This window comes from Cyanobium sp. LEGE 06113, assembly GCF_015207615.1.
This window is the reverse complement of the sequence record NZ_JADEWM010000004.1, coordinates 228,940-255,740: the sequence shown is the minus strand read 5'-3', so window position 1 is coordinate 255,740 and position 26,801 is coordinate 228,940. Positions and strand designations below refer to the sequence as shown.

Below are 26,801 nucleotides of genomic sequence, written 5' to 3'. Positions count from 1 at the left end.
TCCCGTACCCCCACTCCGACCGTCTAGAAGGACGCCATGGCTGGCACGCTCGCCATTGATCTCGGCAGCAGCACCACCGTGGTGGCCTATCAGGCACCAGGGGGGGTTCCGGTGTTGCTGGCCCTCTCCCCCTTCAGCCTGGAGGAGCCGCCGGTCATCCCCTCGCTGCTGTGGCTGGCCAGCGCCGACAGTCCCAGACCCCTGGTGGGCCGCCAGGTGCTGGAGGCAGGTCTGGCCCAGTCCACCGGAGTGGAGCTGCAGCGGGATTTCAAACGCCGGATCGGCGCTGGCCCGGCGCCGACCGCTGCCGCTAGCAACGACGCCAGCGCCCTGCCGCTGGCCCCGGAGACCAGCGCCAGCCTTCTGCTGCGGCTGCTCTGGGAGGCCCTGCCGCCCGACCTGGAACCCGGCCGGCTTGTGCTCACCGCCCCGATCGAGGGCTACCGGGGTTATCGGAACTGGCTGCTGCAGGCCTGCAGCGCGCTGGATGTGGCCGAGGTGGCCCTGGTGGATGAGCCCACCGCAGCGGCGATCGGCGCCGGGCTGGCGGCCGGCAGCACCGTGCTGGTGGTGGACGTGGGAGGCGGCACGATCGACCTCTCCCTGGTGCGGCTGGAGGGGGGCGAGGGCCGGGCGATGCCGATTGCCCAGCTGCTCCGCTTCGCGGGCCGCGACCTCGGCAGCAGCCGCCAGGCCCTGCGCTGCGCCACGGTGATCGGCAAGGCCGGCGTGGCCCTGGGCGGCCGCGACATCGATCGCTGGATCGCCCACCATCTCTGCGGCGAGCTGGGCAGCGACGGCCAGGCCGAGCCGGCCCTGCTGGATGGGGCCGAACGGCTCAAGTGCCGTCTCAGCCAGGTGCCCGAGGCGCGGGTGCTGGTGAGTTCACCCGGCGGGGCGCCGCTGGAGTGGCGGCTCAACCGCAGTGAACTCGACGCGCTGCTGGAGCAGCAGGGCCTGCTGGAGGAACTCGACGCCTTGCTGGAGCAGGTCCTGGCCGCCGGACGCCGCGCCGGGATGGGCCTGGGCGACATCGGGGCGGTGCTGCCGGTGGGGGGAGGCAGCCAGTTGGGAGCCGTGAGGGAGTGGCTGGCCAGACGCTGCCCAGGGGTGACCATCCGCGACCAGCGGCCGGTGGAGGCCGTCGCCCTCGGCGCCCTCGCCCTCACCCCGGGCGTCCGCGTCAATGACGTGCTCAGCCATGGCGTGAGCCTGCGCTGCTGGGATCGGCGCAGCGCCTGCCACCACTGGCATGCCCTGTTCGTGGCAGGCCAGAGCTGGCCCACGGAACGCCCCCTGGAGCTGGTGCTGGCCTGCAGTCAGGACGGGCAGCGGGAACTGGAGCTGATCTTCGGGGAGCCCGTTGACGAGCAACGGCGCGAAGTGCTGTTCGAAGACGGCTTGCCCGTGCTGCGCCGACGCCAGGCCGGCGAGGCCGGCGTGCGGCGCTGGAGCCAGCCGCTGGTGGCCCTGCCCCTCGATCCGCCCGGCAGCCAGGGGGTGGATCGGCTGCGCCTGAGCTTCGGGATCGATGCCCAGGGGCAGCTGGTGCTGCGCGTCACGGACCTGCTCACCGAGGAGCAGGGCCCAGAGCGGCCCCTGGGGCCGGTCCGCTGAGACGGATTCACCGGATCGGCTCTGCATGGCCCAGGCCCCCAGTCCTTGGCAGGGCCTGCCAGAGCGCAGCGGGGGCGCTTACATGGGAACTGCATTGCTGGGATCTGCCCCCTTTTGGCCCTGCGTCCGCTTCGGCGACCTCGCGTCTGGATTGCTGTTGCTGTCGGGCTGGTGGCCGCGATGGCGGGGGGGGCCTGGTGGTGGGAACGCCAGCTGCCTGGCCGTCTTGAGACGGCCGCCGAACGCGGCGACCTGGACGCCTGCCTGCGCTATGGCGCCCAGCTGCAGGCCCTGCGCTGGCTGGGCGGCGGCGCTGCTCAGGAGCAGGGCCAGTGCCGCCGGCGTCAAGCCGGCCAGTTGTGGGAGGAGGAGCAGTGGGGCGAGGCCCTGCGGCTGCAGCTGCAGCTGGTCAATTCCGAAGCGGCCCGGCCGGAAGACCGCCAACGCCTCGACGCCTGGCAGGTGGCCCTTCAGGATCGGGCCATGGCCCGCTTTGAAGCCGGCGATCTCGAGGGCAGCCTCGCCCTGCTCGAACCCATGGGCGAGCACGAGCGCCCCGACCGGCGGTCCCTGGGCAACCGGCTCAGGGAGATCTGGAGCCGCAACCAGCAGCAGCTGAAGCGGGCCCAGCGCCTGAGTCAGGAGAAGCGCTGGTGGGAGGCCCTTGAGGCCCTCAACCGCATCGACCATCCCTGGTGGAAGCAGCAGAGTGAGGCCGTCAGGGAGGAGGTCCAGGTGGGCATCGGCAGCCTGCGCGGTCCAGATCGCCAACGGGATGGCCATGGCGCCCTGCCCCACTCGGTACCCCTTGAGCAGCTGGACCGGCAAGTGCAGCAGCGCATCGCTGCCGGCATGGATGAATGGGCCGCCTTCGAGGCCGCCTGCCGGGCCCTCGGCGGCGAGGTGGTCGAGGCCGGGCCGGAGAGCGGTTGTCAGCGCTGAGGAAGGCTCAGGCGCGCCATGACAAGATTGTGCCCTTGAGTGTCGGGTCGTTCATGCAGCCAGGGGATCAGGTCAGGGTCTGCCAGAGCGTGGTGGTGTATCACCATCCCGAACACCGCGGCGAGGCCTTTGATCTGAAGGGTCAGCAGGGTGAAGTGAAGACGGTGCTGAACGAATGGAAAGGACGGGTGATCAGCCCCACCCTGCCCGTGATCGTCGTGTTCGGAAAATTCAGGGCCCACTTCCGCCCCGACGAGCTCGAAGCCGCCTGAGCCGGGCCCATGTCCGGGCCGCGCTCTCTCAGGTTGAGGGGCGGATCAGAAAGACACCCTCTTCCGGGTCGATGCCGCGCAGACAGAGCTGAATCGACTCCTGGCGGCTGGTCGGCACCACGCGGCCGCAGAAGTCGGGCTGGATCGGCACTTCCCTGTGCCCCCGGTCCACCATCACCAGCAGGCTCACCCGTTTGGGGCGCCCCCAGGCCTGCAGCGCCTCCAGGGCAGCCCGCACCGTGCGGCCCGTGAAGATCACGTCATCCACCAGCAGCACATGGCGTCCCTCCAGGGCCACCGGCAGGGCCGTGGGCTGCACCAGACGGGTGCCCACCCGATCCAGGTCGTCCCGGTGAAAGGTGGGATCGAGGGCGCCCCGGTCCACGCACTGGCCGCTGAGCTGCTCCAGCCTTGAGGCCAGCACCTCGGCCAAGGCCACGCCCCTGGTGGGGATTCCCAGCAACAGCAGCGCCTCAGCGTCCGGCTCGGCCTCCAGCACCTGGGTGGCCAGCCGATCGAGGGTGCGGGCCAGCTCACCGCTGGAGAGAAGTGCCAGCCTGGCCATGCGCAGAGAAAGCTCCAGGGCACTCAAACTGAATCGTAGGCAGAGCGAGGCTCCAGCCAGCCCGGCTATCGGAGAACTGGCAGGGCCGCCCATCGTCAGGAGTGTGACCAAAACCTGACGCTGAATGGAAGCAACGCAAGACCGTTACAAACGGGCTGTAAGTTGACTCCCGAAGACACTTTCCAGCATGTGAGGTGAGCCGGGTGTCAGCAAAGCCCTCCCAGCAATCAGCCGTGGGTTCCAGGGAGGGTGCGTCGGCCTCCAGGCTGCAGGGGCGCTCAGCTGATGGCTCCGGCTCCGTGGCTCCCGTGGTGTTGGCCATCCTCGACGGCTGGGGCCACCGCCGCGAACAGACCAACAACGCCATCCGCCTCGCCGACACACCGGTGATGGATGCCCTCTGGCACGCCTATCCCCACACCCTGATCGAGGCCAGCGGCGCCGCCGTGGGCCTGCCGGATGATCAGATGGGCAATTCCGAGGTGGGCCACCTCACGATTGGCTCAGGTCGGGTCATCCGCCAGGAACTGGTGCGTATCACCCAGGCCGTCCGCGATGGCTCCCTGGCCCGCAACGGCACCCTCAACACCCTGGCCGATTCCCTGCTTCAGAGCGGCGGCACCCTGCACCTGCTGGGCCTCTGCTCCGATGGCGGGGTGCACAGCCACATCAGCCACCTCGGAGGCCTGCTGCAGTGGGCCGCCGGACGGGGTCTGAGCGATGTGTGTGTGCATCTGATCACCGATGGCCGCGACACGGCCCCCACCAGCGCCCTCACCTACGCGGCGATGGTCGAGGCCCAGATCGCGTCGGCAGGGGTCGGCCGCATCGCCACCGCCTGCGGGCGGTACTGGGCCATGGACCGCGACAGCCGCTGGGAGCGCACCGAGCGGGCCTATCGCCTCTACACCGAGCCCGGAGAGCCCACGGGTCAGTCAGCGGCGGAGGTCATCGCCGCCTCCCATGGGGCCGACGTGGGCGATGAATTCCTGGAGCCGGTGCGGCTGAGCGAGGGCCATCTGAAGTCCGGCGACGGCCTGATCTGCTTCAACTTCCGTCCCGACCGGGTGCGGCAACTGGTCCGCGCTCTGGTGCTCAGCGACTTCGAGGGCTTCCCCCGCGCCGATCCCCCCAGGCTGCAGGTGGTCACATTCACCCAGTACGAGCGGGGCCTGCCGGTTGAGGTGGCCTTCCCACCGGAATCCCTCGATGGCCTCCTGGGGCAGGCGGTGTCGGAGGCGGGCCTGCGCCAGTTCCGAACCGCAGAAACGGAGAAATACCCCCATGTCACCTACTTCATGAATGGCGGGATTGAGCAGGCCTTCCCGGGGGAAGACCGGCACCTGGTGCCTTCGCCCAGGGTCGCCACTTACGACCAGTCTCCGGCCATGTCGGCCGAACAGCTCACCGAGAGCTGCGTGGCGGCGATCCGCAAGGGCCTCTATGCCCTGGTGGTGATCAACTACGCCAACCCCGACATGGTGGGACACACCGGCCAGATCCAGGCCACCACCGAGGCGATCGGCACCGTGGACCGCTGCGTGGGCCGCCTGATGGAAGCCACCAATCGCATGGGCGGCACGCTGCTGATCACCGCCGACCACGGCAATGCCGAGGTGATGGTGGGCAGCGATGGCCGCCCCTGGACAGCTCACACCACCAACCCGGTGCCTGTGATCCTGGTGGAGGGGGAGCGGCGCAAGCTGCCCGGCCACGGCAACGCCGTGACCCTGCGGGAGCACGGCGGACTGGCCGACATTGCCCCCACCCTGCTGGAGATCCTGGGGCTTCCCAAGCCAAGCCTGATGACCGGCACCTCCCTGGTGGAGCCGAGCACCGTCACCGTGGCGGAGAACCGGGTGCCGCAGACCCTGAGCGTCTAGCCTGCGGCAACCGCACCCGCAGCCATGGTTGCTTCCGTGATGGCCTGGGTCTGGGCCGCCACCGGCATTCTCCTGATCCTGACCATTCTCCTGCACAGCCCCAAAGGCGACGGCATGGGTGGCCTGGCGTCCAGCGGCGGCTCGATGTTCACCAGCGCCCGCAGCGCTGAACAGACCCTCAACCGCGTCACCTGGACCCTGCTGGTGCTGTTCCTGGCCCTGGCCGTGGTGCTGAGTGCCGGCTGGCTGGCCTGAGCCCGCCCCTTGCCTTCCCCTCTCTGATGCCGATGTCCCGTCGCAACCTGCTCACCGGCGTCGCCTCGGGCCTGGCCGGTCTGCTGGCCACAGGATGCCGGGCGGATGCCTCTGCAGAGGCCAACGACCCGAGTTGGCAACTGAGCGAAGCGGAGTGGCGCAAGCGACTGAGCCCCGAGGCCTTCAAGGTGCTGCGCCAGGAGGGCACCGAGCGCCCCTTCTCCAGCCCGCTCAATGACGAAAAGCGTCAGGGCACCTACAGCTGCGCCGGCTGCGACCTGCCCCTGTTCAGCTCCAGCACCAAGTACGACAGCGGCACCGGCTGGCCGAGCTTCTGGGACCCCCTGCCCAACGCCATCGGCACCAAGAAGGATTTCAAGCTGATCGTGCCCCGCACCGAATACCACTGCCGTCGCTGCGGCGGCCACCAGGGCCATGTCTTCGCTGACGGCCCCAGGCCCACGGGCAAGCGCTACTGCAACAACGGTGTCGCCCTGCGCTTCGTGCCCAGCTGATTGTCCGCAAACCGTGCTGATTGCCCGTGACGAGTCCCTACAGCGCCCTGCCGAGCAGGGCTTTCTGGCGCAAGGCGGTGGTGGAGGCCTCCCCCTTCGATCAGAGCGATCTCTATCAACCCAAGTGGAAGATCAGCCCAGAAACCAAGATTGCGACCGCTGGCAGCTGCTTTGCTCAGCACATCACCAGCCATCTGAGGGCGCATCGCTTCAACGTCCTCGACCTGGAAAGACCGCCCTTTTCCTTGGCGGAAGAACACCATCAGCGTTTCGGATTCTCGCTTTATTCCTGCCGCTACGGCAACATTTACACCGCCCAGCAGCTGCTCCAGCTGGCCCAGGAAGCACGGGGCCGCTTTCAGCCCCAGGAACCCGCCTGGGAGCGGGACGGCCGCTGGTTTGATGCCCAGCGGCCGGGCGTCGAACCTGAAGGCCTGGACAGTGCAGATGCCGTGAGGGAGCATCGCCGCCATCACCTCACCCGGGTGAGACTGATGTTCAAGCGCATGGATCTGTTCATCTTCACCCTCGGCCTCACGGAAGCCTGGGTGAGCCCCGGCGGGCTGCAGGACACGGTGTACCCCACCGCTCCTGGCACGATCGCCGGCCAGTTCGAGCCACAACGGTATGCCTTCAGAAATTACGGCTGCGCCAATGTGATTCAGGCGCTGCAGAGCTTCCGTCGGGTGGTGCTGAGCCTGCGGCGCGGCCGTTCCTTTCAGATGCTGCTCACCGTGTCGCCGGTGCCGCTCACGGCCACAGCCAGTGGTGACCACGTGCTCGCTGCCACCACCTACTCCAAGGCCGTGCTGCGGGCGGCGGCAGGTGATCTGGCGGCCGGCTCTGAGGCCATCGATTATTTCCCTTCCTACGAGATCATCACCAACCAGGCGGCCCGCGGTGTCTTCTACGAGGCCAATCTGCGCTCGGTGCGCAGCCAGGGCGTGAGCGTGGCGATGGACACCTTCCTGGAAGCCCACAGGTCCGAGGCCCTCAACCGCAATGGCCTGGGAGCTGACACCAGCCCAGGGGCGACGATGCCTACCAGAGTGCGGGGCAAAAGCGCCTCCCGGGTGCGGCGCCAGGGCCAACGGGCCCAACGACAGACCAACCAGCGACAGCGGAGCGGCGATCTGCAGTGCGAAGAGGCCCTGCTGGAGGCCTTCGGCCCATGAAGCGGGTCCTCTGGTGCGGAGGCTCCCACCTGGGTAATACCAAGAATTCAGCGATTCGCCGCCTGCACGAAGGGCTGCTACGCGACTACAGCGCCGAGTTCTATATCACCGCTGCCCCCGCCAACCGCAACTGGAGTGCCAGGGGTGGGCGTTACGGCGTGGAAGGCAGCACGGTGTTTGGCAATCGCACCATGCCCACAGAGCGGCGTGATCTGAGCCTCTATGCCGCCATCATCTTCGTCGGCCAGTGGATTCAGCCCTGGTTCGCCTTCCGGGATGGCCTTCCACTCTCGGAGGCCCTGCTGCGGCTGAGCCTGGAGGGATTGCCCCTGCATCCCTGGATCACCCGTCAGGGCCAGCGGTTTCGCTGGTTCAATGAGCCCCTGGCCCTGTTTCCCCAGCTCACCGAGGCCCCCGTGATCCTGATTCGCGACCCCGAGGCCCGCATGGAGCACTACCGCTTGGTGCCAACGGCGGTGAAACGGCGCTTCCAGACCCATCTGGAGGCGTTCTGCCAGGAGGCCGGCATCCTTCTCTGTCCCCAGGCCTCAGACACCCTGGATCGCGACCTGGTGACCATGCCCCGTTATCTCCGCAACAGATCAGGGGACGATTGCGTGCACATGTCGGATGCGTACTGGCAGCGGCTGTTCGTCAACCAGCTGGAGCCGCTGTTGAGGGTTCAGCTACAGCAGCAGAAGGCGAGCATGAGGGCGGCCAACCTGGCAACAGCTAGAGTAATGTCATCAGGGCAATCCTGAAAGATGAGCAGGTTTCAAGCAACAATCTCCACATTTGCAGCGATCGGCACAATTGCCCTCACTGTTGTCACGGTCTACCGTTTTGTTGATAATCAGCGGCAGCGCGAGCTGCAGAATCAGAAGGAGATTCAAACCCTCAGAGAGCAGCTCAACCAGCAATTGCTCGACAGGTCCCTCGAACCTGAGCCTGAGGCTCCCACTCCCACACCACGAGAGCCATCAAGGCCGTCCCAGCAATCTGCCGGGCCATCCGAGCCGGCCCAGTCCCCGCCGCCGGTGTTCCAACCCTCAGTGATCCAGCCCCTCGAGCCCCCGCCGCAATCGCCGCCAGTGCATTCCGGCCCCTAGAAAGCTGGCAGGGCCACAGCCCAACAGCCGGCAAGGACGACCAAAAAAAGCGCCCCCGGAGGGGCGCTTGCTGGAGGCGGGATGACAGCATCCCGCCCGGATGACACCGTGGCGAATCAGTAGTCGAAGTCGCCGCCCATGCCACCGCCGCCGGCGGGAGCTGCTTCCTTCTTCTCGGGCAGGTCAGCCACGATGCACTCGGTGGTGAGCACCATGCCGGCGATCGAGGCGGCATTCTGGAGACCGGAGCGCGTGACCTTGGCGGGGTCCACGATGCCGGCGGCCAGCATGTCCACGTAGTCGCCGGTGGCCGCGTTGTAGCCCTCGTTGAAGGGCTTGTTCTTCACGTTTTCGGCCACCACAGCACCATTGGCGCCGGCATTCTCAGCGATCCGCTTGAGCGGAGCGGTGAGGGCGGAAGCACGATGGTGGCGCCGATCAGCTCTTCGCCGGAGAGGTTGGCCGCGGCCCACTCCTCGAGGGCGGGAGCCAGGTGGGCCAGGGTGGTGCCACCGCCGGGAACGATGCCCTCCTCAACAGCCGCCTTGGTGGCGTTGATGGCGTCTTCGAGGCGCAGCTTCTTGTCCTTCATCTCGGTCTCGGTGGCGGCGCCCACCTTGACCACGGCCACACCACCGCTCAGCTTGGCCAGACGCTCCTGCAGCTTCTCCTTGTCATAGGAGGAGTCGGTTTCGTCCATCTGCTTGCGGATCTGCTCGCAGCGGGCCTTCACCGCCACCTCGTTGCCTTCGGCCACGATGGTGGTGGTGTCCTTGTTGATGGTGATGCGGCGGGAGGTGCCCAGCATCTCCAGCTTGGTGTTCTCCAGTTTGAGGCCGGCGTCCTCGGTGATCAGCTGACCGTTGGTGAGAACGGCGATGTCCTCGAGCATGGCCTTGCGGCGGTCACCGAAGCCGGGGGCCTTGACGGCGGCCACGTTGAGCACACCGCGCAGGCGGTTCACCACCAGGGTGGCGAGGGCTTCCTTCTCGATGTCCTCGGCGATGATCAGCAGAGGCTTGCCGGTGCGGGCGATCTGCTCGAGCACGGGCACCAGGTCCTGCACCAGGCCGATCTTCTTGTCGGTGAGCAGGATGTAGGGCTCTTCGAGCACCGCTTCCATCCGCTCGGTGTCGGTGGCGAAGTAGGGCGAGATGTAGCCCTTGTCGAAGCGCATGCCCTCGGTGACCTCCAGCTCGGTGGTCATCGACTTGCCTTCTTCCAGGGAGATCACCCCCTCCTTGCCCACCTTGTCCATGGCGTCGGCGATCATCTGGCCGACTTCTTCGTCGTTACCGGCGGAGATGGTGCCCACCTGGGCGATGGCGTTGGAGTCGGAGATCGGCTTGGCGTGCTCCTCGATCTTCTTGACGAGGAAGTCGGAGGCCTTGTCGATGCCCTTCTTGAGGGTGATGGCGTTGGCACCGGCGGCCACGTTGCGCAGGCCCGCCTTGACCATGGCGTGGGCCAGGACGGTGGCGGTGGTGGTGCCGTCACCGGCAGCGTCATTGGTCTTGGAAGCGGCCTGACGGATCAGGGCCACACCGGTGTTCTCGATGTGATCCTCCAGCTCGATCTCCTTGGCGATCGTGACGCCGTCGTTGATGATCTGGGGGGCACCGAATTTCTTCTCGAGCACCACATTGCGGCCCTTGGGACCGAGGGTGACAGCCACTGATTCGGCAAGGATGTCGATGCCTTTTTCGAGCGCCCGACGGGCTTGCTCGTTGTAGATGATGCGCTTGGCCATGGGAGGCAAAGGTCGTAGGAAAGAACAGTGAAAGGAGTGTTCAGCGCGTCAGCGCGCCACAGCACTCAGCGTGGAGCTGGAATTCAGCTGACGACGGCGAGGATGTCCTTCTCGGACAGCAGCACGTATTCATCGGAGCCGAGCTTGATGTCGGTACCGGCGTACTTGCTGTAGAGCACCTGATCGCCGATGCTCACTTCCGGAGCCTGGCGGGAACCGTCGTCATTGCGCTTGCCGGCACCCACTTGAACCACTTCCCCGACCTGGGGCTTTTCCTGGGCGGTGTCGGGCAGAAGGATGCCGCCGGCGGTTTTTTCGTCTGAGGCAGAGACTTTGATGAAAATGCGATCTCCGAGGGGCTTAACCGTGGAGACGCTGAGGGAAACAGCAGCCATGGATAGATGCGATAGCAACGACATGGCGCCAGAGACGCCATGCAAGACCCGAGTTGGCACTCTGGCCCTGCGAGTGCCAACCTATGCGGCGCGACCGCCCTCCAGCCACCCCATCCGGTGTGCGGGTCACCGAACCCTGCTCAGCCCGCCAGGCGCCTTTGCTGAGCGGCCCGGTGGTAAGGTTGCCCGGCTCCCAGCGGGCAGGGATCGTTCCAGCACCCCACCCGCCCAGCGCCCTCCACGACTTCCTCCCATATGGCTGCTGCTACTGCCTCCGGCACCAAAGGCATCGTCCGGCAGGTGATCGGCCCCGTGCTTGACGTTGAATTCCCAGCCGGACAGCTGCCCAAGATCTTCAACGCGCTCCGCATCGAAGCCAAGAACTCCGCCGGCCAGGACGTGGCCCTCACCGCCGAAGTGCAGCAACTGCTCGGCGACCACAGGGTCCGCGCCGTGGCGATGAGCGGCACTGATGGTCTGGTGCGGGGCATGGAAGCCCTCGACACCGGTGCTCCGATCTCCGTCCCTGTGGGTGAAGCCACCCTGGGCCGGATCTTCAACGTGCTGGGCGAGCCGGTGGACGAGAAGGGTCCTGTGACCACCACCCTCACGGCGCCGATCCACCGCGAGGCTCCCAAGCTCACCGAGCTCGAAACCAAGCCCAAGGTGTTCGAGACCGGCATCAAGGTGATCGACCTTCTGGCTCCCTACCGCCAGGGCGGCAAGGTGGGTTTGTTCGGCGGCGCCGGCGTGGGCAAGACCGTGCTGATCCAGGAGCTGATCAACAACATCGCCAAGGAGCACGGCGGCGTATCGGTGTTCGGCGGCGTGGGTGAGCGCACCCGTGAGGGCAACGACCTCTACGAAGAGTTCAAGGAGTCGGGCGTGATCAACGCCGATGACCTCTCGAAGTCGAAGGTGGCTCTCTGCTACGGCCAGATGAACGAGCCCCCCGGCGCCCGCATGCGCGTGGGCCTCTCGGCACTCACCATGGCCGAGCATTTCCGCGATGTGAACAAGCAGGACGTGCTGCTGTTCGTGGACAACATCTTCCGCTTCGTGCAGGCCGGCTCCGAAGTGTCCGCGCTGCTGGGCCGCATGCCCTCTGCGGTGGGCTATCAGCCCACCCTCGGCACCGATGTGGGCATGCTGCAGGAGCGCATCACCTCCACCCTGGAAGGTTCGATCACCTCAATCCAGGCGGTGTACGTGCCTGCCGACGACCTCACCGACCCCGCCCCCGCCACCACCTTTGCTCACCTGGATGCCACCACGGTGCTGAGCCGTGGCCTGGCTTCCAAGGGCATCTATCCCGCCGTGGATCCCCTGGACTCCACCAGCACCATGCTCCAGCCCGCCGTGGTCGGCGATGAGCACTACCGCACCGCCCGTGCCGTTCAGAGCACCCTGCAGCGCTACAAGGAGCTCCAGGACATCATTGCGATTCTTGGTCTAGACGAACTCTCGGAAGACGACCGTCGCACGGTGGATCGGGCCCGCAAGATCGAGAAGTTCCTCTCCCAGCCCTTCTTTGTGGCCGAAGTGTTCACCGGCATGCCCGGCCAGTACGTGAAGCTGGAAGAAACGATCAAGGGCTTCAACATGATCCTTGCTGGCGAGCTCGATGACCTGCCCGAGGCAGCCTTCTACCTGGTGGGCAACATCGATCAGGTGAAGGCCAAGGCTGAGAAGATCAAGCGGATGCCAAGGGTTGATCCCGCTCCTTCAACCCTGAGGTTTTCATCATGTCCCTGACTCTCCGAGTTCTGGCGCCCGACCAGAGCGTTTTTGATGGCAGCGCCGAAGAGGTGATTCTGCCCAGCACCACAGGCCAGGTGGGCATCCTGCCCGGCCACGTCACCATGCTGGCGGCCCTGGACACAGGGGTGATGCGCCTGCGGGCGGGAGGCTCCTGGAGCTCGATCGCCCTGCTCGGTGGCTTTGCCGAAGTGGAAGCCGACGAGGTCACGGTGTTGGTGAACGGCGCCCAGTTGGGCGCCAGCATCGACGCCACCGCAGCCGAGGCTGAGTTCGAAGCGGCCCAGGCCGCCGCCGCCGGCTTTGAGGGCACAACTCCGAGCACGGAAAAGCTGAAAGCTCAGCAGGCCCTCGCCAAGGCCCGGGCCTGGCTCCAGGCCACCCGGGGCCAGTCCTGAGCCTCGGCGCTCAGCGAGGCTGAGGCCCCATGGAGTGATGGTTCCATGGGGCCGTCAAGCCACAGGCACCAGTTGGCGTGATCCCCCCGGCCATCAAAAAAGCGTCCCGACCGGGACGCTGATGACCTGACGGAGGCATCTGACGATGGTGACGGAAGCAGAAGAGCCGCCGCAGCGCCTCAGGCGGTACCGCAGAAGGTGACATCGGGGAACTTGAGCTTGGCCTCATCAAGGCTCTTGCCCTTGCCCTCCTCCTGCCAGTAATTGATCACCTCGGTGGCCTTGTTGAGGATCTCAACACGCTCATTGTCTGTGATCCAGCTCTTGGCCTCGAGCTCGCTCTTGAGGGTTTCCCAGGCGTCTTCCCGGGGCCAGAAGAAATAGGCGGTGAGGGGGCTCGGCCCGCCGCCCACGATCTGATCGACCGCCAGGGCGACGTTGTCGGGAAGCCAGAGGATCTTCAGCAGGAAGCGGCCCTCATCGGCCTTGGGGGTGTATCCCGAGGGAACACCGTCCTCATCGATGGTGGCTGAGGCCAGGGCGGCGCTGCCACCACGCATCACCGGACGTCCCTGAGAGGCGGTGTCTTCAGTGGCGGTGGCCACCTCGGGCGCATCGCTCACGGCAGCGCCGGCGGCGCTTTCGGTGGCTGGCATGGTGTCGGCGCTCAAGGCAGAAAGTCAAACAACTAACCTATCAGCCGAGCTTCCGCAGCCCCCTGAGTCCTCGCGCTGTCCAGCTCTTCGACATCGACGGTGTGATCCGTGACGTGTCCGGCAGCTACCGCCGCGCCCTGGCCGAAACCGTGCAGCACTACGCCGGCTGGCGGCCGGATGCGACCACGATCGACGCCCTCAAGGGCGAGGGTCGCTGGAACAACGACTGGGATGCCTCCCTGGAGCTGCTGCGCCGCCACGGCCACACCCCCCTGCCCCAGCGGCAGGCCCTGGTGGAGGTGTTCAGCCGTCACTATTTCGGCGGCGACCCCCACGGAGATCCGGGCCTGTGGCAGGGGTTCATCGGCCAGGAGCCCTTGCTGGTGGACGCCTCCCTGTTCACGTGGCTCAGCCATGCCCAGGTGGCCTGGGGCTTCGTGAGCGGTGCCGAACCCCCCTCCGCCCGCTACGTGCTGGAGCAGCGGCTGGGCCTGGAGCAGCCTCCCCTGCTCGCCATGGGCGATGCTCCGGACAAACCCGATCCCACAGGCCTGCTGCGTCTGGCCGCCCAGCTGGCCGAAGCACCCTTGGGCCTGGCCTCCAGCCCACCGGTGCTCTACCTGGGCGACACCGTGGCGGACGTGCTCACCGTGGTGCGGGCCCGGCAGCAGCTGCCCGAGCAGCCCCTTCTCGCCCTCGGGGTGGCACCTCCCCACCTGCGCAGCGATCCAGCCGCACTCCGCCGCTACGAGGCTTCCCTGCTCCAGGCCGGGGCCGACGCCGTGATCCCCAGCACCCAGGCCCTGCCGGAGCGCCTGGAGCGCCTGCTGGCGTCGCTCAGCGCTCCATCGCGCTGAGGCTCTTGAGGGCTGTGGCCGTCAGCACCTCATGGCCCCGGCCGGTGACGGCCACGTCATCCTCGATGCGGATGCCGATGCCCTTCCAGCGCTCCGCGATGGCGGGCTGGCCCTCCGGCACGGCCAGCCGGTCGCTCACGTACAGCCCCGGCTCCACCGTGAGCACCATGCCCGGCTCCAGCTGCACCGGGTGCTCGCCGAGTCGGTAAGCCCCCACGTCATGGACGTCCAGGCCGAGCCAGTGCCCGGTGCGGTGCATGTACAGGTGCCGGAAGGCGCCCTGCTCGATGACGCCGTCGACGCTGCCGCTCAGCAGGCCCAGCTCGATCAGGCCCTCCACCAGCACGCGTACGGCGGTCATGTGGACGGCCTCGGCGGTGTGGCCCGGGGCCACGGCGGCCACTGCCGCCTCCTGGGCCGACAGCACCAGGGCATAGAGCTCGCGCTGTTCGGCGCTGAAGCGTCCGTTCACCGGGAAGGTGCGGGTGATGTCGCCGTTGTAGTAGTCGGCCAGGCTGCAGCCGGCATCGATCAGCAGCAGATCGCCGTCCCGCAGGAGAGCGCTGTTGGCGGTGTAGTGCAGCACGCAGGCGTTGTCGCCGCCCGCCACGATCGAGCCATAGGCGGGTCCCCGGGCCCCCTGCTCCAGGAAATGCTGCTCGATCACCGCCTGCACCTGCCGCTCATTCCGGCCGGGGCGGGCCACCTGCCGGGCCAGTTCATGGGCCTCTGCCGAGATACGGCCGGCCTCCCGCAGGCGCTCGAGTTCATCCTCCCCCTTGCGCAGCCTCAGGGCATGCAGCAGCGGGCAGGGGGCCACCAGGCCGAGGGCAGCGCCCCCCCGCCTCGGCGCCCGGTCCAGCTGCTGGCCCCAGGCCTGCAGCACCAGGGGCTCCACCGCCGGGTGGCGACCCACCCGGAAGGCAATGCCCTCGGCGCCCTCGAGGTAGTCGGCCAGTCGGGTCGGCAGCTCCGAGAGCGGATGGGCCGCCGAGGCCCCGAACTGGTCCACCGCGCCCTCGGTGCCCCAGCGCACGCCGGTCCACACTTCAGCGCTGGGCTGCTTGGGCTGCACGAACAGCACGAAGGGCGAGTCTGGGCGGTGGGGCAGGAACAAAGCCACCGCATCGGGTTCGTCGAAGCCGGTGAGATACCAGAAATCGCTGTTCTGCCGAAAGGGGTACTCGCAGTCGGCGTGGTGGGTCACCAGCGGGGCCGCCGGGATCACCGCCGCGGCACCGCCGAGCTGCTGCAGGAAGCGGGCGCGCCGCTCGGCATGAATCGACACATCGGGAAGAGCCGTTGCGGCCATGCTGACGAACCCTGCGCAGCGACCATGCTGACGGTCCGTGGGCGACAGCGGTGGCGCAGGCGGATTTAATGGAGCGATCCACCCCTTCGATGGCAACGGGCCTGCCCCCACCTGAATGAACGACCTGGTGGCTCTGGCCCTGCTGGTGCTGGTGGTGCTGGTGGGCTCGGCCCTCTGCTCCGGGGTGGAGGCCGCCCTGCTCACCGTGAACCCCCTGCGGGTGCACGAGCTGCAGGCGCGCAGCAGACCGGTGCGGGGCGCCCGACGCCTGGCCCAGCTGCGCCAGCGCCTCGGCCGCACCCTCTCGGTGCTGGTGATCGCCAACAACGGCTTCAACATCTTCGGCAGCCTGATGCTGGGGGGCTATGCCGCCCAGGTGTTCTCCCGGTACGGCGTGGAGGGCGTGGCCCTGCCCCTGTTCTCGGTGGGCCTGACGCTGCTGGTGATGTTGCTGGGGGAAATCCTGCCCAAGGCGCTGGGCAGCCGCATGGCCCTGCCGGTCGCCCTGGCCAGCGCCCCGGCCCTCTACCTGCTGGGCCGGCTGATGCTTCCCCTGGTGCTGCTGCTGGAGCTGGTCCTGCCGGCGATCACGGCGGAGAGCGAGATCAGCACGGATGAGGAGGAGATTCGCCTGCTCGCCAGACTCGGGTCCCAGAAGGGACAGATCGAAGCCGATGAGGCCGCGATGATCGCCAAGGTGTTTCAGCTCAACGACCTCACGGCCAGGGATCTGATGACCCCCAGGGTGGCCGCTCCCACCCTGCGCGGGGCGGCCACCCTCACCGAGGCCCGCGCGGAACTGCTGGCCACCAACGCCCCCTGGTGGGTGGTGCTCGGCGAGGAGGTGGATGAAATTCTCGGCGTGGCGAGCCGGGAACAGCTGCTCACGGCCCTGCTGCAGGGCCATGGCGAGCGCACGCCTGCCGACCTCAGCGAGGCGGTGGAGTACGTGCCGGAGATGATTCGCGCCGACCGCCTGCTCACCGGCTTTCGCCGCAACAGCGGCGGTGTGCGCGTGGTGGTGGATGAATTCGGCGGTTTCGTGGGGGTGATCGGCGCCGAGGCCGTGCTCGCCGTGCTGGCCGGCTGGTGGCGTCGCCCCCAGGGGAGTGCTGAGGCCTCGGCGCCATGAGCCCCACCCTTCCCGCCCAGCGGCAGCGGCCACCGGACTCCCCTGAGCGGGCAAGGCTGCTGCTGGACCAGTGGCGCCGATCGCTCAGCCTCAGTGGCCGCGAAGCGAGCGTGCTGCAGGGCCAGCTGGCCGCCCTCGACCGCCAGCTGCAGCGGCTGCGCCAGCGGCAACCGCGGCTGGCCGTCTACGGCCGGGTGGGCGTGGGGAAGTCGAGCCTGTTGAACGCGTTGCTGGGGCGCCAGGCCTTCGCCACCGACGTGGCCCACGGCTGCACGCGCCACCAGCAGGCGGCACTGTGGCCCCAGCCGCTGGCGGGCCTGACCGCTGCGGAACTGGTGGACACCCCAGGGCTCGACGAGATCGGAGCGCCCGCGCGGGCACGGCTGGCCCGCCGGGTGGCCCTGGGCTGCGATCTGGTGCTGATGGTGCTGGACGCCGATCTCAGCGCCATCGAGCGCCAGGCCCTGGACGTGCTGCTGGCCGCTGGAAAGCCCGTGCTGCTGGTGCTCAACAGGTGCGATTGCTGGCCCGCCGAGCAGCGCCAAGGCCTGCTGGAGAGCATCCGGCGGCGGCTGCCGCCCCAGGCGCGGCAGCTGGAGCTGGTGGCCGTGGCCGCGGCGCCGCGGCGGGCGCGGCTGCTGGCCGATGGGCGGGTGCGCAGCGAGCCCCTGGAGCCCTCCGTGGCCCCGCTGGAGCGGCTGCTGATCGCCCTGCTGGAGAGCCAGGGTGAGCTGCTGCTGGCCATCAACAGCCTCAGGGCCGCCGAGCGGTTCCACCGGGCTCTGCAGGCCGCGCGGCTGGGGCACAGCCGCCGGGCGGCCCAGGGGCTGATCGGCAGGTTCGCGGCCCTGAAGGCGGCGGGGGTGGCGGCCAATCCACTGGTGCTGCTCGATCTGGCCGGTGGCCTGGCCAGCGACACCGCCCTGGTGATGCAGCTCTGCCAGTTGTACGGCCTGCCGATGGAGGGGGCCCGGGCCCGGCAGCTGCTGACGCGGCTCAGTGGCCACAACGCCCTGCTGGGCGGCGCCCAGCTCGGCCTCCAGGCCCTGTTGGGGGGCCTGAAGCAGCTGTTGCTGGCGGCGGCGCCCCTGAGTGGCGGCCTGAGCCTTGTCCCTGCCGCGCCGGTGGCGGTGGCCCAGGCGGCCCTGGCGGTGCACACCACCCGCCGCACCGGCAGGCTGGCGGCGCTGGAACTGGTCCGGGCCGCCAGGGGCGGGGGCCGGCCTGGTTCGCTGCTGCGAAGGCTGGCCGCCAGTGACCCGGAGGTGCGCCTGTGGCTGGGCACCTGGCCGGAGCGCTCCCAGGCCGCCACGCCTGGGGATTCCAGCCCGCCCCCCTGGCAGGGCCTGCTGCCATGAGCCGGCCTGGCCTGAACGCTGGGGGCGACGCCATCGCCCTGTTCGGCACCAGTGCCGACCCCCCCACCCGGGGCCACCAGGCCCTGCTGGAGGGGCTGCTGCAGCACTTCCCACGGGTGGCCACCTGGGCCAGTGACAATCCGATGAAGCAGCATGGTGCCCCCTTGGCCCAGCGGGCCGCGCTGCTGGGGGCCCTGGTGCGGGGCCTCCATGAACCGCGGCTGGAGCAGCATCAGGAGCTGAGCAGTCCCTGGACGATCACCACCCTGGAGCGGGCCGCCGCCACCTGGCCTGGGGCTCAGCTGGTGTTTGTGGTTGGCAGTGACCTGGCCCCCCAGATCCCGCGCTGGAAAGAGGCGGAGAAGCTGCTGCAGCGCTGCCGGCTGGCAATCGTGCCGCGGGTGGCTGGCCCGTGGCAGAGACCGATCTGCGCCCCCTGCACAGACTCGGCGCCCAGATTGAGGTGCTGCCTTTGGCGATTCCGGCCAGCGCCAGTTCGTCCCTGCGCCTCCAGCCGGATCGCGCCCAGGTGCCCGACAGCGTCTGGCCTGTGCTGCAGCAGCAGAATCTCTATGGCCATCCCCAGCCTGATGCAGCTCGCCCTCGCCCAGCTCAATCCCCTCGTGGGAGATCTGCGGGGCAATGGCGAGCGCATCCTGCGGGCCTGCCGCGAAGCGGCCAGCGGCGGGGCTGAGCTGGTGCTCACCCCCGAGCTCTCGCTCTGGGGCTATCCGCCGCGGGACCTGCTGCTGCAAGGGTCGCGCCTGGCCAGCCAGGCCCGGGTGCTGGGGCAGCTGGCGGCAGACCTGGCTGCCCACTGCCCGGGGGTGGCTGTGCTGGTGGGCATCGCCGAGCCGAGTGGCAGCTCAGCCCTGCCCAGCCTGTTCAATGCCCTGGCCCTGGTGCAGGCGGGGAGCTGGCGGGTGGTGGCGCGCAAACAGCTGCTGCCCACCTACGACGTGTTCGATGAACAGCGCTACTTCCGCCCGGGGGCGGCGCCGGCCGTGCTGCAACTGAACGGCCAGGCTGGTCGCCTGCGGCTGGGGCTCACCATCTGCGAAGACCTGTGGGTCGAGGAGGAGCTCCAGGGTCACCGTCTGGCGGGACCGGATCCACTGGCGGCCCTGGAGCACCAGGAGCTCGACCTGCTGATCAACCTCTCGGCCTCCCCCTTCAACCCAGGCAAGGCCGCCCTGCGCCATGCCCTGGGGGCCCGGGCGGCCCGGCGGCTGGGCTGTCCGGTGGTGTACGTGAACCAGGTGGGAGGGAACGACGAGCTGGTCTTCGATGGGGCCAGCTTTGTGGTGGACCGGGCGGGGGCCGTGGTGTGTCAGCTGCCGAGCTGCCAGGAGGCCCTGGAGCCCTGGAACCCCCTGCACAGCACTGGCTTGGTCAGGGCTCTGCCTGAACCGATCGAGCAGCTGTTTCGGGCGCTGGTGCTGGGGGTGCGCGACTACGCGGCCAAGTGCGGCTTTGGGCGGGCGCTGCTCGGCCTCAGCGGCGGCATCGACTCCGCCCTGGTGGCGGTCCTGGCGGTGGCGGCCCTGGGGGGGGGCCAGGTGCGGGCCCTGTTGATGCCCTCCCCCTGGAGCTCCGAGGGTTCGCTGGCCGATGCTCTGGCCCTGGCCAGCCGCCTGGGCCTGGACACCGACACGGTGCCGATCGCCGAGCTGATGGGCGGCTTCGATGCAGCTCTGGCACCAGCCCTGGGGCAGGAGCCGGCGGGGCTGACAGCCGAGAATCTGCAATCGCGCATCCGCGGCACCCTGCTGATGGCGGTGGCCAACCAGGACGGCCCGCTGCTGCTCTCCACGGGCAACAAATCCGAACTCGCCGTGGGCTACTGCACCCTCTACGGCGACATGAACGGGGGCCTGGCCGTGATCGGCGATCTCTACAAGAGCACCGTCTTTGCCCTGTGCGCCTGGCTCGACAGCCCGGAATCGTCCGCCTGCCGCGCGGCCCTGGGCTTGCCGGCCGAGGGGGAGCTGGTCGGGGCGGCCATCCGCCAGAAGCCCCCCAGCGCTGAACTGCGCCCCGACCAGCGCGACAGCGACTCGCTCCCCGACTACGGCCAGCTCGACCCCCTGCTCCAGGCCCTGGTGGAGGAGCACCGCAGCCCCGAGGAGCTGGTGGCCCAGGGCAGCGACCCCGCCCTGGCCGCCCGTGTGCATGGGCTGCTGCAGCGGGCGGAGTTCAAGCGCCGCCAGGCGGCACCGGTGCTCAAAGTGAGCGGTCACGCCTTCGGCAGCGGCTGGCGGATGCCGATCGCCGCTGGCTGAGCCAGTCTGGGGACACGCCTACCGCGTCTGCATGGCTGCCCAGGCTTCGTCCCTTCCCCTCACAGCGCCGATGGCGAGCATCGGTGTGCCCACGGAAATCAAGCGCGACGAGCGGCGCGTGGCCCTCACCCCCGATGGGGTGCGGGAGCTGGTGGGCCAGGGCATGGAGGTACGGGTGCAGCAGGGCGCCGGCCTCGGCGCCGGCATGGAGGATGCCGACTTCAGTGCCGCCGGCGCCCGGCTGGTGAGCTGCGAGGAGGCCTGGGCCGCCCACCTGGTGGTGAAGGTGAAGGAACCCCAGCCCGAGGAATTCGTCTACCTGCGCAGCGACCTGGTGCTGTTCACCTATCTGCACCTCGCCGCCTACCCGGCCGTGGGCCGGGCCCTGCTGGAGGCGGGCACCACCTCCGTGGCCTACGAGACGGTGCAGCTGGAAGACACCAGCCTGCCCCTGCTGGCGCCGATGAGCGAGATCGCCGGTCGGCTGGCGGCCCAGGTGGGCGCCCATCTGCTGGAGAAGCCCCACGGCGGCCGCGGCATCCTGATGGGCGGCTGCACCGGTGTGCGGCCGGCCCGGGTGGTGGTGCTGGGGGCCGGCACCGTGGGCTGGAACGCCGCTCGCATCGCCGCCGCCATGGACGCCGAAGTGTTCCTGCTGGACCGTTCGCCCCAGCGCCTGCGCCAGCTGGAGGCCGACCGCCGCGGCCGGCTGGTGAATCTGGTCAGCAGCCGCAGCCTGGTGGAGCGCCTGGTGCCCGGTGCCGACCTGGTGATCGGGGCCGTGCTCACCCCGGGGGGGCGGGCCCCCACCCTGGTGGAGGAGGAGCTGGTGCAGCGGATGAAGCCGGGTTCGGTGATCGTGGATGTGGCCATCGACCAGGGGGGCTGCATCGCCACCAGCCGGGAGACCACCCACACCGAACCCGTGCATGCCGTGCACGGCGTGCAGCACTACGCCGTGGGCAACATGCCCGGGGCGGTGCCCTTCACCTCCACCGAGGCCCTGATGAGTGTCACCCTGCCCTACATCCTGGTGATGGCGGGCCGGGGGCTGGCGGAGGCCGTCACCGACCGGCCGGAGCTGCTCTCCGGGCTGAACACGGTGGATGGGGCTGTCTGCCATCCCGGCGTCGCCAGGGCCCTCGGCGTGTCGCCGCGGCACCCGATGGCCTGTCTGCGCTGAGCGGCGAGCCCCCCGCATGCTGAATCCGAGCCGGATCCGGATCCTCGCAGTGGGCAAGCTGCGCAGGAGCTGGGTGCGGGATGGACTGGCGCACTACGCCAAGCGCCTGCCGGGGCTCACGATCGTGGAGCTCAAGGACAGCGATCCCCTGCGCGAGGCGGAGGCGATCCGCGCCCAGCTGCGCCACGATGAGCAGCTGATCGCCCTCAGCGAGGAGGGCCAGGTCCTGCCGTCGCGCCAACTGGCCACTCAGCTGCTGCAGCGCGGCTCCCTCAGGCTGGCCTTCGCGATCGGTGGTGCCGATGGTCTGCATGCCCAGCTCAAGACCGAGGCAGCTGGCAGCTGAGCCTCTCGGCCCTCACCTTCCCCCATGAGCTGGCCCGGCTGCTGCTGGTGGAGCAGCTCTACAGGGCCCAGACCATCCTCCAGGGCGGGCCCTACCACCGGGAGTGAGGCCCCAGAGGTTCACCCCCCCGGGTTGAGGGGCGGCAGGGGCCGACTCAGGGCCGTGGGGCAGATCCCCTCCCGCAGGGCCAGCACCAGGCCGGCGGCCTCGCTGTAGCTGCGCGCCGGCAGCACCTCCAGCCCCAGGGCCGCCCCATCCACCTGCAGCACGCAGGGGTTCTCCACGGCGATCAGGGGCACACCCCGCTCGGCGCAGGCCAGCACCGCCGCTCCCCCCAGGGCACCGGCCGGAGCCACCACCGCTCCGATCTGCTCGGGCAGCAGCAGGCCCGGATCGGCCCAGGCCGGGCGGCCGTTGCAGAGCGGCACCAGGTCGGGGGCCCGGCTGAGGCCCACCAGCACACAGGGGAGGAAGGTGTGGCCGAGCTCTTCGGCGGCAGCCCTGGGGTCGAGGGCCGGGTTCAGGGGCAGGCCAGCCAAGGCGGGGGCATGGGCACAGGGCAGCCCCAGCTGATCGGTGAGCAGGTGGCTGATCACCGCCTCGGCACCGGCCAGGGCGTCGACGCCGGAGCCGCCCCGGTAGGCCACCAGGGCCTCAGCATCGGCATCGTCCGGGAAGCGCGCCACCACGGCGATGGCCGTTGCTCCGGCGGCCCGCAGCCGTTCCGCCCCCTGCAGCAGCAGATCAGGCCGGCCCAGGCCGCCCCAGCTGGCCCCACTGGGGCCCCGCTCCAGGCGAACCTGCAGCGGCCCAGCGGTGCCCAGCACCGGGCCGACCGTGAGCCCCAGGGTGGCCCTGCAAGCGTCCACCACCTGGAGATGGCGCTGCAGCAGGGGCTGTTCAATGCCGTCGTCGAACAGGACCCCGAGCCGCTGGCTCCGCACCGGTCGCAGGGCCAGGCTGCCGCCAGCGAAGCGATCCAGGGCCGCGCCCTCCACATAGTGGATGCGGGGGTCCCGCCAATAGAGCGCCGCCCCGTTCATCACATTGGGATGGGTGATGAGACAGCCGCTGGCCGCTGCCAGCAGTCGGGCGGCAGGCAGGGCATCGCCGGCATAGCCCCCGAGGGCGCAGCCGATGCCCGTGGGCACCACCAACAGGGTGGGCAGCGGTGGCGACAGCACCGCTTCAGGGGCGATCACGGCCGGCCGGACGGGCCGATCACGACAGCTTCAAGGGTGAGGCCATCGCCGCACACTCCAGTGATGGCCCAGCGCAGCGGCCGGCCGTGCAAGGCCAGGGCCGCCAGCACCTGGGGGAGCAGGGCCCCCGGACAGCGCTGCAACCGCAGCTCGACAGATCTGAGCTCAAGCGAGCCGGGGGTGAGGAACTCGGCGCTGGATGGGGCGCTCACTTCTGGTACTGGCCGAACTGGAGGTCGTACAGAGCGTCCTCCATGCAGGCCTTGAGGGTCAGGTCACTGGTGGGGAAGGACACGCACAGCAGCGCATAGCCCTTCTCCTGCAGCTCCGGCTTCACCCCCATGGCGTCGGGCTGGCGCACCTGGCCCGAGCCGATCAGAGCCGCACAGGTGGTGCAGACCCCGGAACAGCAGGAACTGGGCAGGGGCACTCCGGCCAGCTCGGCCGCCGCCAGCACGGTCTGGTCGGCCCGGCAGGGGAAGGTGTGGCTGGTGCCGTCGATCTCAGCTGTGATCGTGAAAGTCTGGGGCGCGTCAGTCACGGAGGCGTCCGTCGTCGGGCTGGTGCTGTCCATCCTCCCAGCCGATCGGTCCGGAACCGAGATCCTGCCAGTGGCTTGGATGGGGTGCGAGGTATTCCGGTGGGGCGGTTCCGGCGGGAGCGCTGAGCACGAGGTCCAGGCTCAGGGAGCAGCGAAGGCTGTCGGGATCGCGGTTCGGCAGCACCGCATGATCGAGGCTGGCTGGGAACAGCAGCAGCAGGCCGGCGCGGGGAGCCACATCCACCCACGGCTGGGTCCAGGCCGAGGCCCGCAAGGGTCCGTCATGGCCCACGGCCATGCCAGGCACCAACTCATTGCCCGTGGTCGGCGCAAACAGGCGCAGGCTGCCCTGCTCGCCGCCACCATCGCCGGTGAAGTAATAGACCGCGCTGAGATGGGCATTGGGGTGGTGGTGGCGGCCCACCACCTGGCCGAACTCGCTGAGCACCGGCCAGCAGCGCTGCACCTGCAGGGCCACCCGCTCTGGCGCGAAACCAAGTTGCTCCAGAAACTCTGCGGCATGGCCACACAGCTGTCGCACCAGGGGCGCAAAGGTGGCGTGGCGATGCAGCTGCCACACCCCCTGCAGATCGCCGGTCCAGGCGCATCCGGGGTCAGGATTGCTGCAGGCGTCACCGCGCAGGGCCAGCAGATCCTGCAGCTGGATGGCCAGCTCAAGCGGATCAGGGCGTCGCTGCACCTCGGCGATGGCCACCGGGAACAGCGGCCTGAGATGGAGCTCTGAGCCTGGACAATCCAAGGGGAGGATTCAGCAGCTGAGGCCTGGCGGGCCTAGGCCATGGCGACAGAACCGCCCACAACCTCCAGGATCTCCTGGGTGATGGCAGCCTGGCGGGCCTTGTTGTAGTCCAGCGTCAGCGTTTTGGCGAGAGCCTTAGCGTTGTCGCTGGCATTGTTCATGGCCGTCATCCGGCTGGCCAGTTCCGAGGCGGCCGCCTCCTGCAGGGAACGCAGCAACTGGTTCTGCATGTAGAGCGGCAGCAGGGCGTTCAGCAGCTGCTCCGGACTCTGGTCAAAGATGATGTCTGAAGGCAGAGCAGGGGCACGTTGCCGGAGTTGCCGGCTTCCACCACCAGGCGACCTTCGCGGGTGGTGAGCCGGAAGATCTCATCCTCGGGGGTGGCGATGCCCTGGGGGTCCAGGGGCAGGAGTGTCTGGATGACAGGCCTGGAGCTCACCAGGTTGATGAACTTGGTGAAGATGATCTCCACGCGGTCGGTGGAGGCCGAGAGGAATTCAGCCAGGATCTCATTGGAGATGGCCCTGGCTTCCTCCGCACTGGGCACCTGCTCAAGGCCTGTGAATGTGGCGCGGATGGTGTAGATGCTGGCGCGATTCTGGAAGTAGCTGATGGCCTTGCGGCCGATCAGCACCAGGTCCACCTTGAAGCCCTGGCCCACAAGCTCAGCGTGGCGCTGCTCTGTGCGCTTGATGATGTTGGCGTTGTAGCCGCCGCAGAGACCACGATCACCCGTGACAGCGAGCAGGGTGATCTGATCAACCGGGCGGGACTCCAGCAGAGGAGCGTCCACATCTTCAAAGCCCATGCGCGACTGAAGGTTTTCCAGCACGCGAGCCAGGCGATCGGCAAAGGGGCGACTGCGCAGCACCTGATCCTGGGCGCGGCGCACCTTGGCCGCAGCCACAAGGCGCATCGCCTCAGTGATCTTGCGGGTGTTCTTGACCGAACTGATCCGGTCCCGGATTTCTTTGAGGTTGGCCATCGGTTCGTTCTCTCCTGCTCAGATCGAGGCGAGCATGGTGGACTTCACTTCAGCGATGGCCTCCTTGAGCATGGCTTCAGCTTCCTCGCTGAGAACCTTCTCGGTCTGCACTTTCGAGATGTAGTCAGGCTTGTTGGATTTCAGATACTCCCGCAGCTCACGGCAGAACTGGGCCACCGCATCGGCGGGAACCTCATCGATCAGGCCCTTGACGCCCGCATAGACAACGGCCACCTGCTCGGCAAGGATCAGGGGACTGAACTGGGGTTGCTTCAGGATTTCGCGAAGACGCTTGCCGCGTCCCAGCTGGGCCTGGGTTGCAGCATCGAGATCCGAGGCGAACTGCGAGAAGGCCGCCAGTTCATCGAACTGGGCCAGCTCCAGCTTCAGGGTGCCGGCGATCTTCTTGATCGCCTTGGTCTGGGCGGCACCACCCACCCTGCTCACCGAGATGCCCACATTGATGGCAGGCCGCAGGCCGGAATTGAACAGGTCGGAGCTGAGGAACACCTGACCATCGGTGATCGAGATCACGTTGGTGGGGATGTAGGCCGACACGTCACCAGCCTGGGTTTCGATGATCGGCAGGGCCGTCATCGACCCCTTGCCCATGGCATCGGAGAGCTTGGCGGCACGCTCAAGCAGGCGGCTGTGGCAGTAGAAGACGTCGCCGGGATAGGCCTCCCGCCCGGGAGGACGACGCAGCAGCAAGGACATCTGGCGGTAGGCCTGGGCCTGCTTGGTGAGGTCGTCATAGATCACCAGGGTGGCCTTGCCCTTGTACATGAACGATTCAGCCAGGGCTGCGCCGGTGTAGGGGGCGAGGTACTGCAGGGCCGCCGATTCGGAGGCGCTGGCCGCCACCACGATGGTGTAGTCGAGAGCGCCCTTTTCACGCAGCACCTCCACCACGTTGGCCACCGAGGCGGCCTTCTGGCCCACCGCCACGTAGACGCAGACCACGTCTTCGCCACGCTGATTGATGATCGTGTCGATGGCGATGGCCGTCTTGCCGGTCTGCCGGTCGCCAATGATCAGCTCCCGCTGTCCCCGGCCGATCGGGATCATGGCGTCGATGGCGGTGATGCCCGTCTGCATCGGCTCGTGCACCGACTTGCGCTGAATGATGCCAGGCGCCATCGATTCGATCAGGCGCGTGTCGGTGGTGGCGATGTCGCCCTTGCCATCGATCGGCTGACCCAGGGAGTTCACCACCCGGCCGAGCATGGCGTCGCCCACAGGCACGGAGGCGATCTTGCCGGTGGCCTTGACAGTGCTGCCCTCCTGGATTCCCCGGCCCTCACCCATCAGCACCACGCCGACGTTGTCGTCTTCGAGGTTGAGGGCGATCCCCTCGGTGCCGTCCTCGAATTCGACCAGTTCACCGGCCATGGCCTGCTGCAGGCCGTAGACACGGGCGATGCCGTCGCCGATCTGCAGCACGGTGCCGACGTTGCTGACGGCCACCGACTTGTCGTAGTCCTCAATCTGCTGCTTGAGGATGGCGCTGATCTCGTCAGGACGGATGGAAACCATGGGAGAAATCCCCGCAG

Annotated in this window: 24 protein-coding genes and 4 pseudogenes; 17 read left to right on the top strand and 11 right to left on the bottom strand. The window is 68.4% G+C overall.

Annotated elements, in window-relative coordinates; all coding sequences use genetic code 11:
• Nucleotides 1-36 precede the first annotated feature (36 nt).
• The 3 genes from IQ220_RS09090 (at nt 37) to IQ220_RS09080 (ending at nt 2,831) form a co-directional block, all read left to right on the top strand.
• Nucleotides 37-1,617: an Hsp70 family protein gene (locus IQ220_RS09090; protein WP_193914477.1), complete on the top strand. Its 1,581-nt coding sequence runs from the start codon at nt 37-39 to the stop codon at nt 1,615-1,617.
• 180 nt (nt 1,618-1,797) lie between these two features.
• Complete coding sequence (locus tag IQ220_RS09085) at nt 1,798-2,559, top strand: hypothetical protein (RefSeq protein WP_225875895.1); 762 nt, start codon at nt 1,798-1,800, stop codon at nt 2,557-2,559.
• 53 nt (nt 2,560-2,612) lie between these two features.
• Nucleotides 2,613-2,831 (top strand): ferredoxin-thioredoxin reductase variable chain, encoded by a 219-nt coding sequence (locus IQ220_RS09080; RefSeq protein ID WP_186698868.1) that lies wholly within the window; start codon nt 2,613-2,615, stop codon nt 2,829-2,831.
• Between the two features lie 28 nt (nt 2,832-2,859).
• Here IQ220_RS09080 and pyrR read toward each other — a convergent pair whose 3' ends face one another.
• Complete coding sequence (gene pyrR, locus IQ220_RS09075; RefSeq protein ID WP_193914474.1) at nt 2,860-3,396, bottom strand: bifunctional pyr operon transcriptional regulator/uracil phosphoribosyltransferase PyrR; 537 nt, start codon at nt 3,394-3,396, stop codon at nt 2,860-2,862.
• Between the two features lie 308 nt (nt 3,397-3,704).
• On the opposite strand from pyrR, the gene gpmI reads away from it, so the two are divergent.
• The 5 genes from gpmI to IQ220_RS09050 are packed head-to-tail and all read left to right on the top strand — an operon-like array spanning nt 3,705 to nt 7,985.
• On the top strand, nt 3,705-5,279 hold the full coding sequence (gene gpmI, locus IQ220_RS09070) for a 2,3-bisphosphoglycerate-independent phosphoglycerate mutase (RefSeq protein WP_193914579.1): 1,575 nt from the start codon (nt 3,705-3,707) through the stop codon (nt 5,277-5,279).
• A gap of 24 nt (nt 5,280-5,303) precedes the next feature.
• A complete protein-coding gene (gene secG, locus IQ220_RS09065) occupies nt 5,304-5,534 on the top strand; it encodes a preprotein translocase subunit SecG (RefSeq protein ID WP_186698864.1) in 231 nt (76 codons plus the stop codon).
• Nucleotides 5,535-5,566: 32 nt separating this feature from the next.
• Nucleotides 5,567-6,049 carry a peptide-methionine (R)-S-oxide reductase MsrB gene (gene msrB / locus IQ220_RS09060; protein ID WP_186698862.1) on the top strand — a complete coding sequence of 161 codons (483 nt, stop codon included), beginning with the start codon at nt 5,567-5,569 and terminating at the stop codon, nt 6,047-6,049.
• Nucleotides 6,050-6,075: 26 nt separating this feature from the next.
• Nucleotides 6,076-7,224: a GSCFA domain-containing protein gene (locus tag IQ220_RS09055; RefSeq protein ID WP_370566399.1), complete on the top strand. Its 1,149-nt coding sequence runs from the start codon at nt 6,076-6,078 to the stop codon at nt 7,222-7,224.
• Nucleotides 7,221-7,985, top strand: coding sequence for a hypothetical protein (locus IQ220_RS09050; protein ID WP_193914471.1), 765 nt, complete (start codon nt 7,221-7,223; stop codon nt 7,983-7,985). The genes IQ220_RS09055 and IQ220_RS09050 overlap by 4 nt, the downstream gene beginning before the upstream one ends.
• A gap of 464 nt (nt 7,986-8,449) precedes the next feature.
• Here the strand turns inward: IQ220_RS09050 and groL are convergent.
• Nucleotides 8,450-10,083 (bottom strand): annotated as a pseudogene (groL, locus tag IQ220_RS09045) (chaperonin GroEL).
• 83 nt (nt 10,084-10,166) lie between these two features.
• Nucleotides 10,167-10,478 (bottom strand): co-chaperone GroES, encoded by a 312-nt coding sequence (groES, locus tag IQ220_RS09040; RefSeq protein WP_186698842.1) that lies wholly within the window; start codon nt 10,476-10,478, stop codon nt 10,167-10,169.
• A gap of 255 nt (nt 10,479-10,733) precedes the next feature.
• Between groES and atpD the strand changes: the two genes are divergently transcribed.
• Both atpD and atpC read left to right on the top strand, forming a co-directional pair.
• Nucleotides 10,734-12,233, top strand: a complete 1,500-nt coding sequence (atpD, locus tag IQ220_RS09035) for a F0F1 ATP synthase subunit beta (RefSeq protein WP_193914469.1) — start codon at nt 10,734-10,736, stop codon at nt 12,231-12,233.
• Nucleotides 12,224-12,634, top strand: a complete 411-nt coding sequence (gene atpC, locus IQ220_RS09030; RefSeq protein WP_186698837.1) for an ATP synthase F1 subunit epsilon — start codon at nt 12,224-12,226, stop codon at nt 12,632-12,634. Before atpD ends, atpC begins: the two co-directional genes overlap by 10 nt.
• A 179-nt stretch (nt 12,635-12,813) precedes the next feature.
• Here the strand turns inward: atpC and IQ220_RS09025 are convergent, their stop codons facing one another.
• Nucleotides 12,814-13,305, bottom strand: coding sequence for a 30S ribosomal protein PSRP-3 (locus IQ220_RS09025; protein WP_186698835.1), 492 nt, complete (start codon nt 13,303-13,305; stop codon nt 12,814-12,816).
• A gap of 86 nt (nt 13,306-13,391) precedes the next feature.
• Here IQ220_RS09025 and IQ220_RS09020 point away from each other — a divergent pair, with 86 nt between their 5' ends.
• Complete coding sequence (locus IQ220_RS09020) at nt 13,392-14,147, top strand: TIGR01548 family HAD-type hydrolase (protein WP_255460124.1); 756 nt, start codon at nt 13,392-13,394, stop codon at nt 14,145-14,147.
• Here IQ220_RS09020 and IQ220_RS09015 read toward each other — a convergent pair.
• Nucleotides 14,128-15,459 (bottom strand): aminopeptidase P N-terminal domain-containing protein, encoded by a 1,332-nt coding sequence (locus IQ220_RS09015; protein WP_186698834.1) that lies wholly within the window; start codon nt 15,457-15,459, stop codon nt 14,128-14,130. The genes IQ220_RS09020 and IQ220_RS09015 overlap by 20 nt on opposite strands.
• A 115-nt stretch (nt 15,460-15,574) precedes the next feature.
• On the opposite strand from IQ220_RS09015, the gene IQ220_RS09010 reads away from it, so the two are divergent.
• The 6 genes and pseudogenes from IQ220_RS09010 (at nt 15,575) to IQ220_RS08985 (ending at nt 21,867) form a co-directional block, all read left to right on the top strand.
• Nucleotides 15,575-16,591 (top strand): CNNM domain-containing protein, encoded by a 1,017-nt coding sequence (locus IQ220_RS09010; protein WP_186698832.1) that lies wholly within the window; start codon nt 15,575-15,577, stop codon nt 16,589-16,591.
• On the top strand, nt 16,588-17,949 hold the full coding sequence (locus IQ220_RS09005) for a DUF697 domain-containing protein (RefSeq protein ID WP_193914467.1): 1,362 nt from the start codon (nt 16,588-16,590) through the stop codon (nt 17,947-17,949). The genes IQ220_RS09010 and IQ220_RS09005 overlap by 4 nt, the downstream gene beginning before the upstream one ends.
• Nucleotides 17,946-18,526: pseudogene (locus tag IQ220_RS09000) on the top strand (nicotinate-nucleotide adenylyltransferase); the annotation flags it as partial. The gene IQ220_RS09005 and the pseudogene IQ220_RS09000, both read left to right, overlap by 4 nt.
• A gap of 13 nt (nt 18,527-18,539) precedes the next feature.
• A complete protein-coding gene (locus tag IQ220_RS08995; protein WP_193914465.1) occupies nt 18,540-20,231 on the top strand; it encodes an NAD+ synthase in 1,692 nt (563 codons plus the stop codon).
• A 70-nt stretch (nt 20,232-20,301) separates the two neighbouring features.
• A complete protein-coding gene (ald, locus tag IQ220_RS08990) occupies nt 20,302-21,414 on the top strand; it encodes an alanine dehydrogenase (RefSeq protein WP_193914463.1) in 1,113 nt (370 codons plus the stop codon).
• 19 nt (nt 21,415-21,433) lie between these two features.
• A pseudogene (locus IQ220_RS08985) lies at nt 21,434-21,867 on the top strand (23S rRNA (pseudouridine(1915)-N(3))-methyltransferase RlmH).
• Between the two features lie 12 nt (nt 21,868-21,879).
• On the opposite strand, the gene IQ220_RS08980 reads toward IQ220_RS08985, so the two are convergent.
• The 6 genes and pseudogenes from IQ220_RS08980 to atpA form a co-directional block, all read right to left on the bottom strand.
• Entirely contained in the window at nt 21,880-22,962 is a 1,083-nt protein-coding gene (locus IQ220_RS08980) for a DUF3326 domain-containing protein (RefSeq protein WP_370566398.1), read from the bottom strand.
• Nucleotides 22,959-23,174, bottom strand: a complete 216-nt coding sequence (locus IQ220_RS08975; protein ID WP_186698821.1) for a hypothetical protein — start codon at nt 23,172-23,174, stop codon at nt 22,959-22,961. Before IQ220_RS08975 ends, IQ220_RS08980 begins: the two co-directional genes overlap by 4 nt.
• Nucleotides 23,171-23,536 carry a 2Fe-2S iron-sulfur cluster binding domain-containing protein gene (locus tag IQ220_RS08970; protein WP_186698819.1) on the bottom strand — a complete coding sequence of 122 codons (366 nt, stop codon included), beginning with the start codon at nt 23,534-23,536 and terminating at the stop codon, nt 23,171-23,173. The genes IQ220_RS08975 and IQ220_RS08970 overlap by 4 nt, the downstream gene beginning before the upstream one ends.
• Complete coding sequence (locus IQ220_RS08965) at nt 23,496-24,218, bottom strand: TIGR02466 family protein (RefSeq protein WP_370566397.1); 723 nt, start codon at nt 24,216-24,218, stop codon at nt 23,496-23,498. Before IQ220_RS08965 ends, IQ220_RS08970 begins: the two co-directional genes overlap by 41 nt.
• A gap of 77 nt (nt 24,219-24,295) precedes the next feature.
• Nucleotides 24,296-25,248, bottom strand: a pseudogene (locus IQ220_RS08960) (F0F1 ATP synthase subunit gamma).
• A gap of 18 nt (nt 25,249-25,266) precedes the next feature.
• Nucleotides 25,267-26,784, bottom strand: coding sequence for a F0F1 ATP synthase subunit alpha (gene atpA, locus IQ220_RS08955; protein WP_193814660.1), 1,518 nt, complete (start codon nt 26,782-26,784; stop codon nt 25,267-25,269).
• Nucleotides 26,785-26,801: the final 17 nt, after the last annotated feature.

Bases quoted from the DNA above. Each gene is read 5' to 3' on its own strand.
- IQ220_RS09005 (WP_193914467.1), top strand. From the start codon at position 16,588: ATGAGCCCCACCCTTCCCGCCCAGCGGCAGCGGCCACCGGACTCCCCT.
- IQ220_RS08995 (WP_193914465.1), top strand. From the start codon at position 18,540: ATGCAGCTCGCCCTCGCCCAGCTCAATCCCCTCGTGGGAGATCTGCGG.
- IQ220_RS09010 (WP_186698832.1), top strand. From the start codon at position 15,575: ATGAACGACCTGGTGGCTCTGGCCCTGCTGGTGCTGGTGGTGCTGGTG.
- ald (WP_193914463.1), top strand. From the start codon at position 20,302: ATGGCGAGCATCGGTGTGCCCACGGAAATCAAGCGCGACGAGCGGCGC.
- IQ220_RS09080 (WP_186698868.1), top strand. From the start codon at position 2,613: ATGCAGCCAGGGGATCAGGTCAGGGTCTGCCAGAGCGTGGTGGTGTAT.
- atpA (WP_193814660.1), bottom strand. From the start codon at position 26,784: ATGGTTTCCATCCGTCCTGACGAGATCAGCGCCATCCTCAAGCAGCAG.
- IQ220_RS09050 (WP_193914471.1), top strand. From the start codon at position 7,221: ATGAAGCGGGTCCTCTGGTGCGGAGGCTCCCACCTGGGTAATACCAAG.
- secG (WP_186698864.1), top strand. From the start codon at position 5,304: ATGGTTGCTTCCGTGATGGCCTGGGTCTGGGCCGCCACCGGCATTCTC.
- pyrR (WP_193914474.1), bottom strand. From the start codon at position 3,396: ATGGCCAGGCTGGCACTTCTCTCCAGCGGTGAGCTGGCCCGCACCCTC.
- atpD (WP_193914469.1), top strand. From the start codon at position 10,734: ATGGCTGCTGCTACTGCCTCCGGCACCAAAGGCATCGTCCGGCAGGTG.
- atpC (WP_186698837.1), top strand. From the start codon at position 12,224: ATGTCCCTGACTCTCCGAGTTCTGGCGCCCGACCAGAGCGTTTTTGAT.
- IQ220_RS09015 (WP_186698834.1), bottom strand. From the start codon at position 15,459: ATGGCCGCAACGGCTCTTCCCGATGTGTCGATTCATGCCGAGCGGCGC.
- IQ220_RS09085 (WP_225875895.1), top strand. From the start codon at position 1,798: ATGGCGGGGGGGGCCTGGTGGTGGGAACGCCAGCTGCCTGGCCGTCTT.
- IQ220_RS08970 (WP_186698819.1), bottom strand. From the start codon at position 23,536: ATGGACAGCACCAGCCCGACGACGGACGCCTCCGTGACTGACGCGCCC.
- groES (WP_186698842.1), bottom strand. From the start codon at position 10,478: ATGGCTGCTGTTTCCCTCAGCGTCTCCACGGTTAAGCCCCTCGGAGAT.
- msrB (WP_186698862.1), top strand. From the start codon at position 5,567: ATGTCCCGTCGCAACCTGCTCACCGGCGTCGCCTCGGGCCTGGCCGGT.
- IQ220_RS09090 (WP_193914477.1), top strand. From the start codon at position 37: ATGGCTGGCACGCTCGCCATTGATCTCGGCAGCAGCACCACCGTGGTG.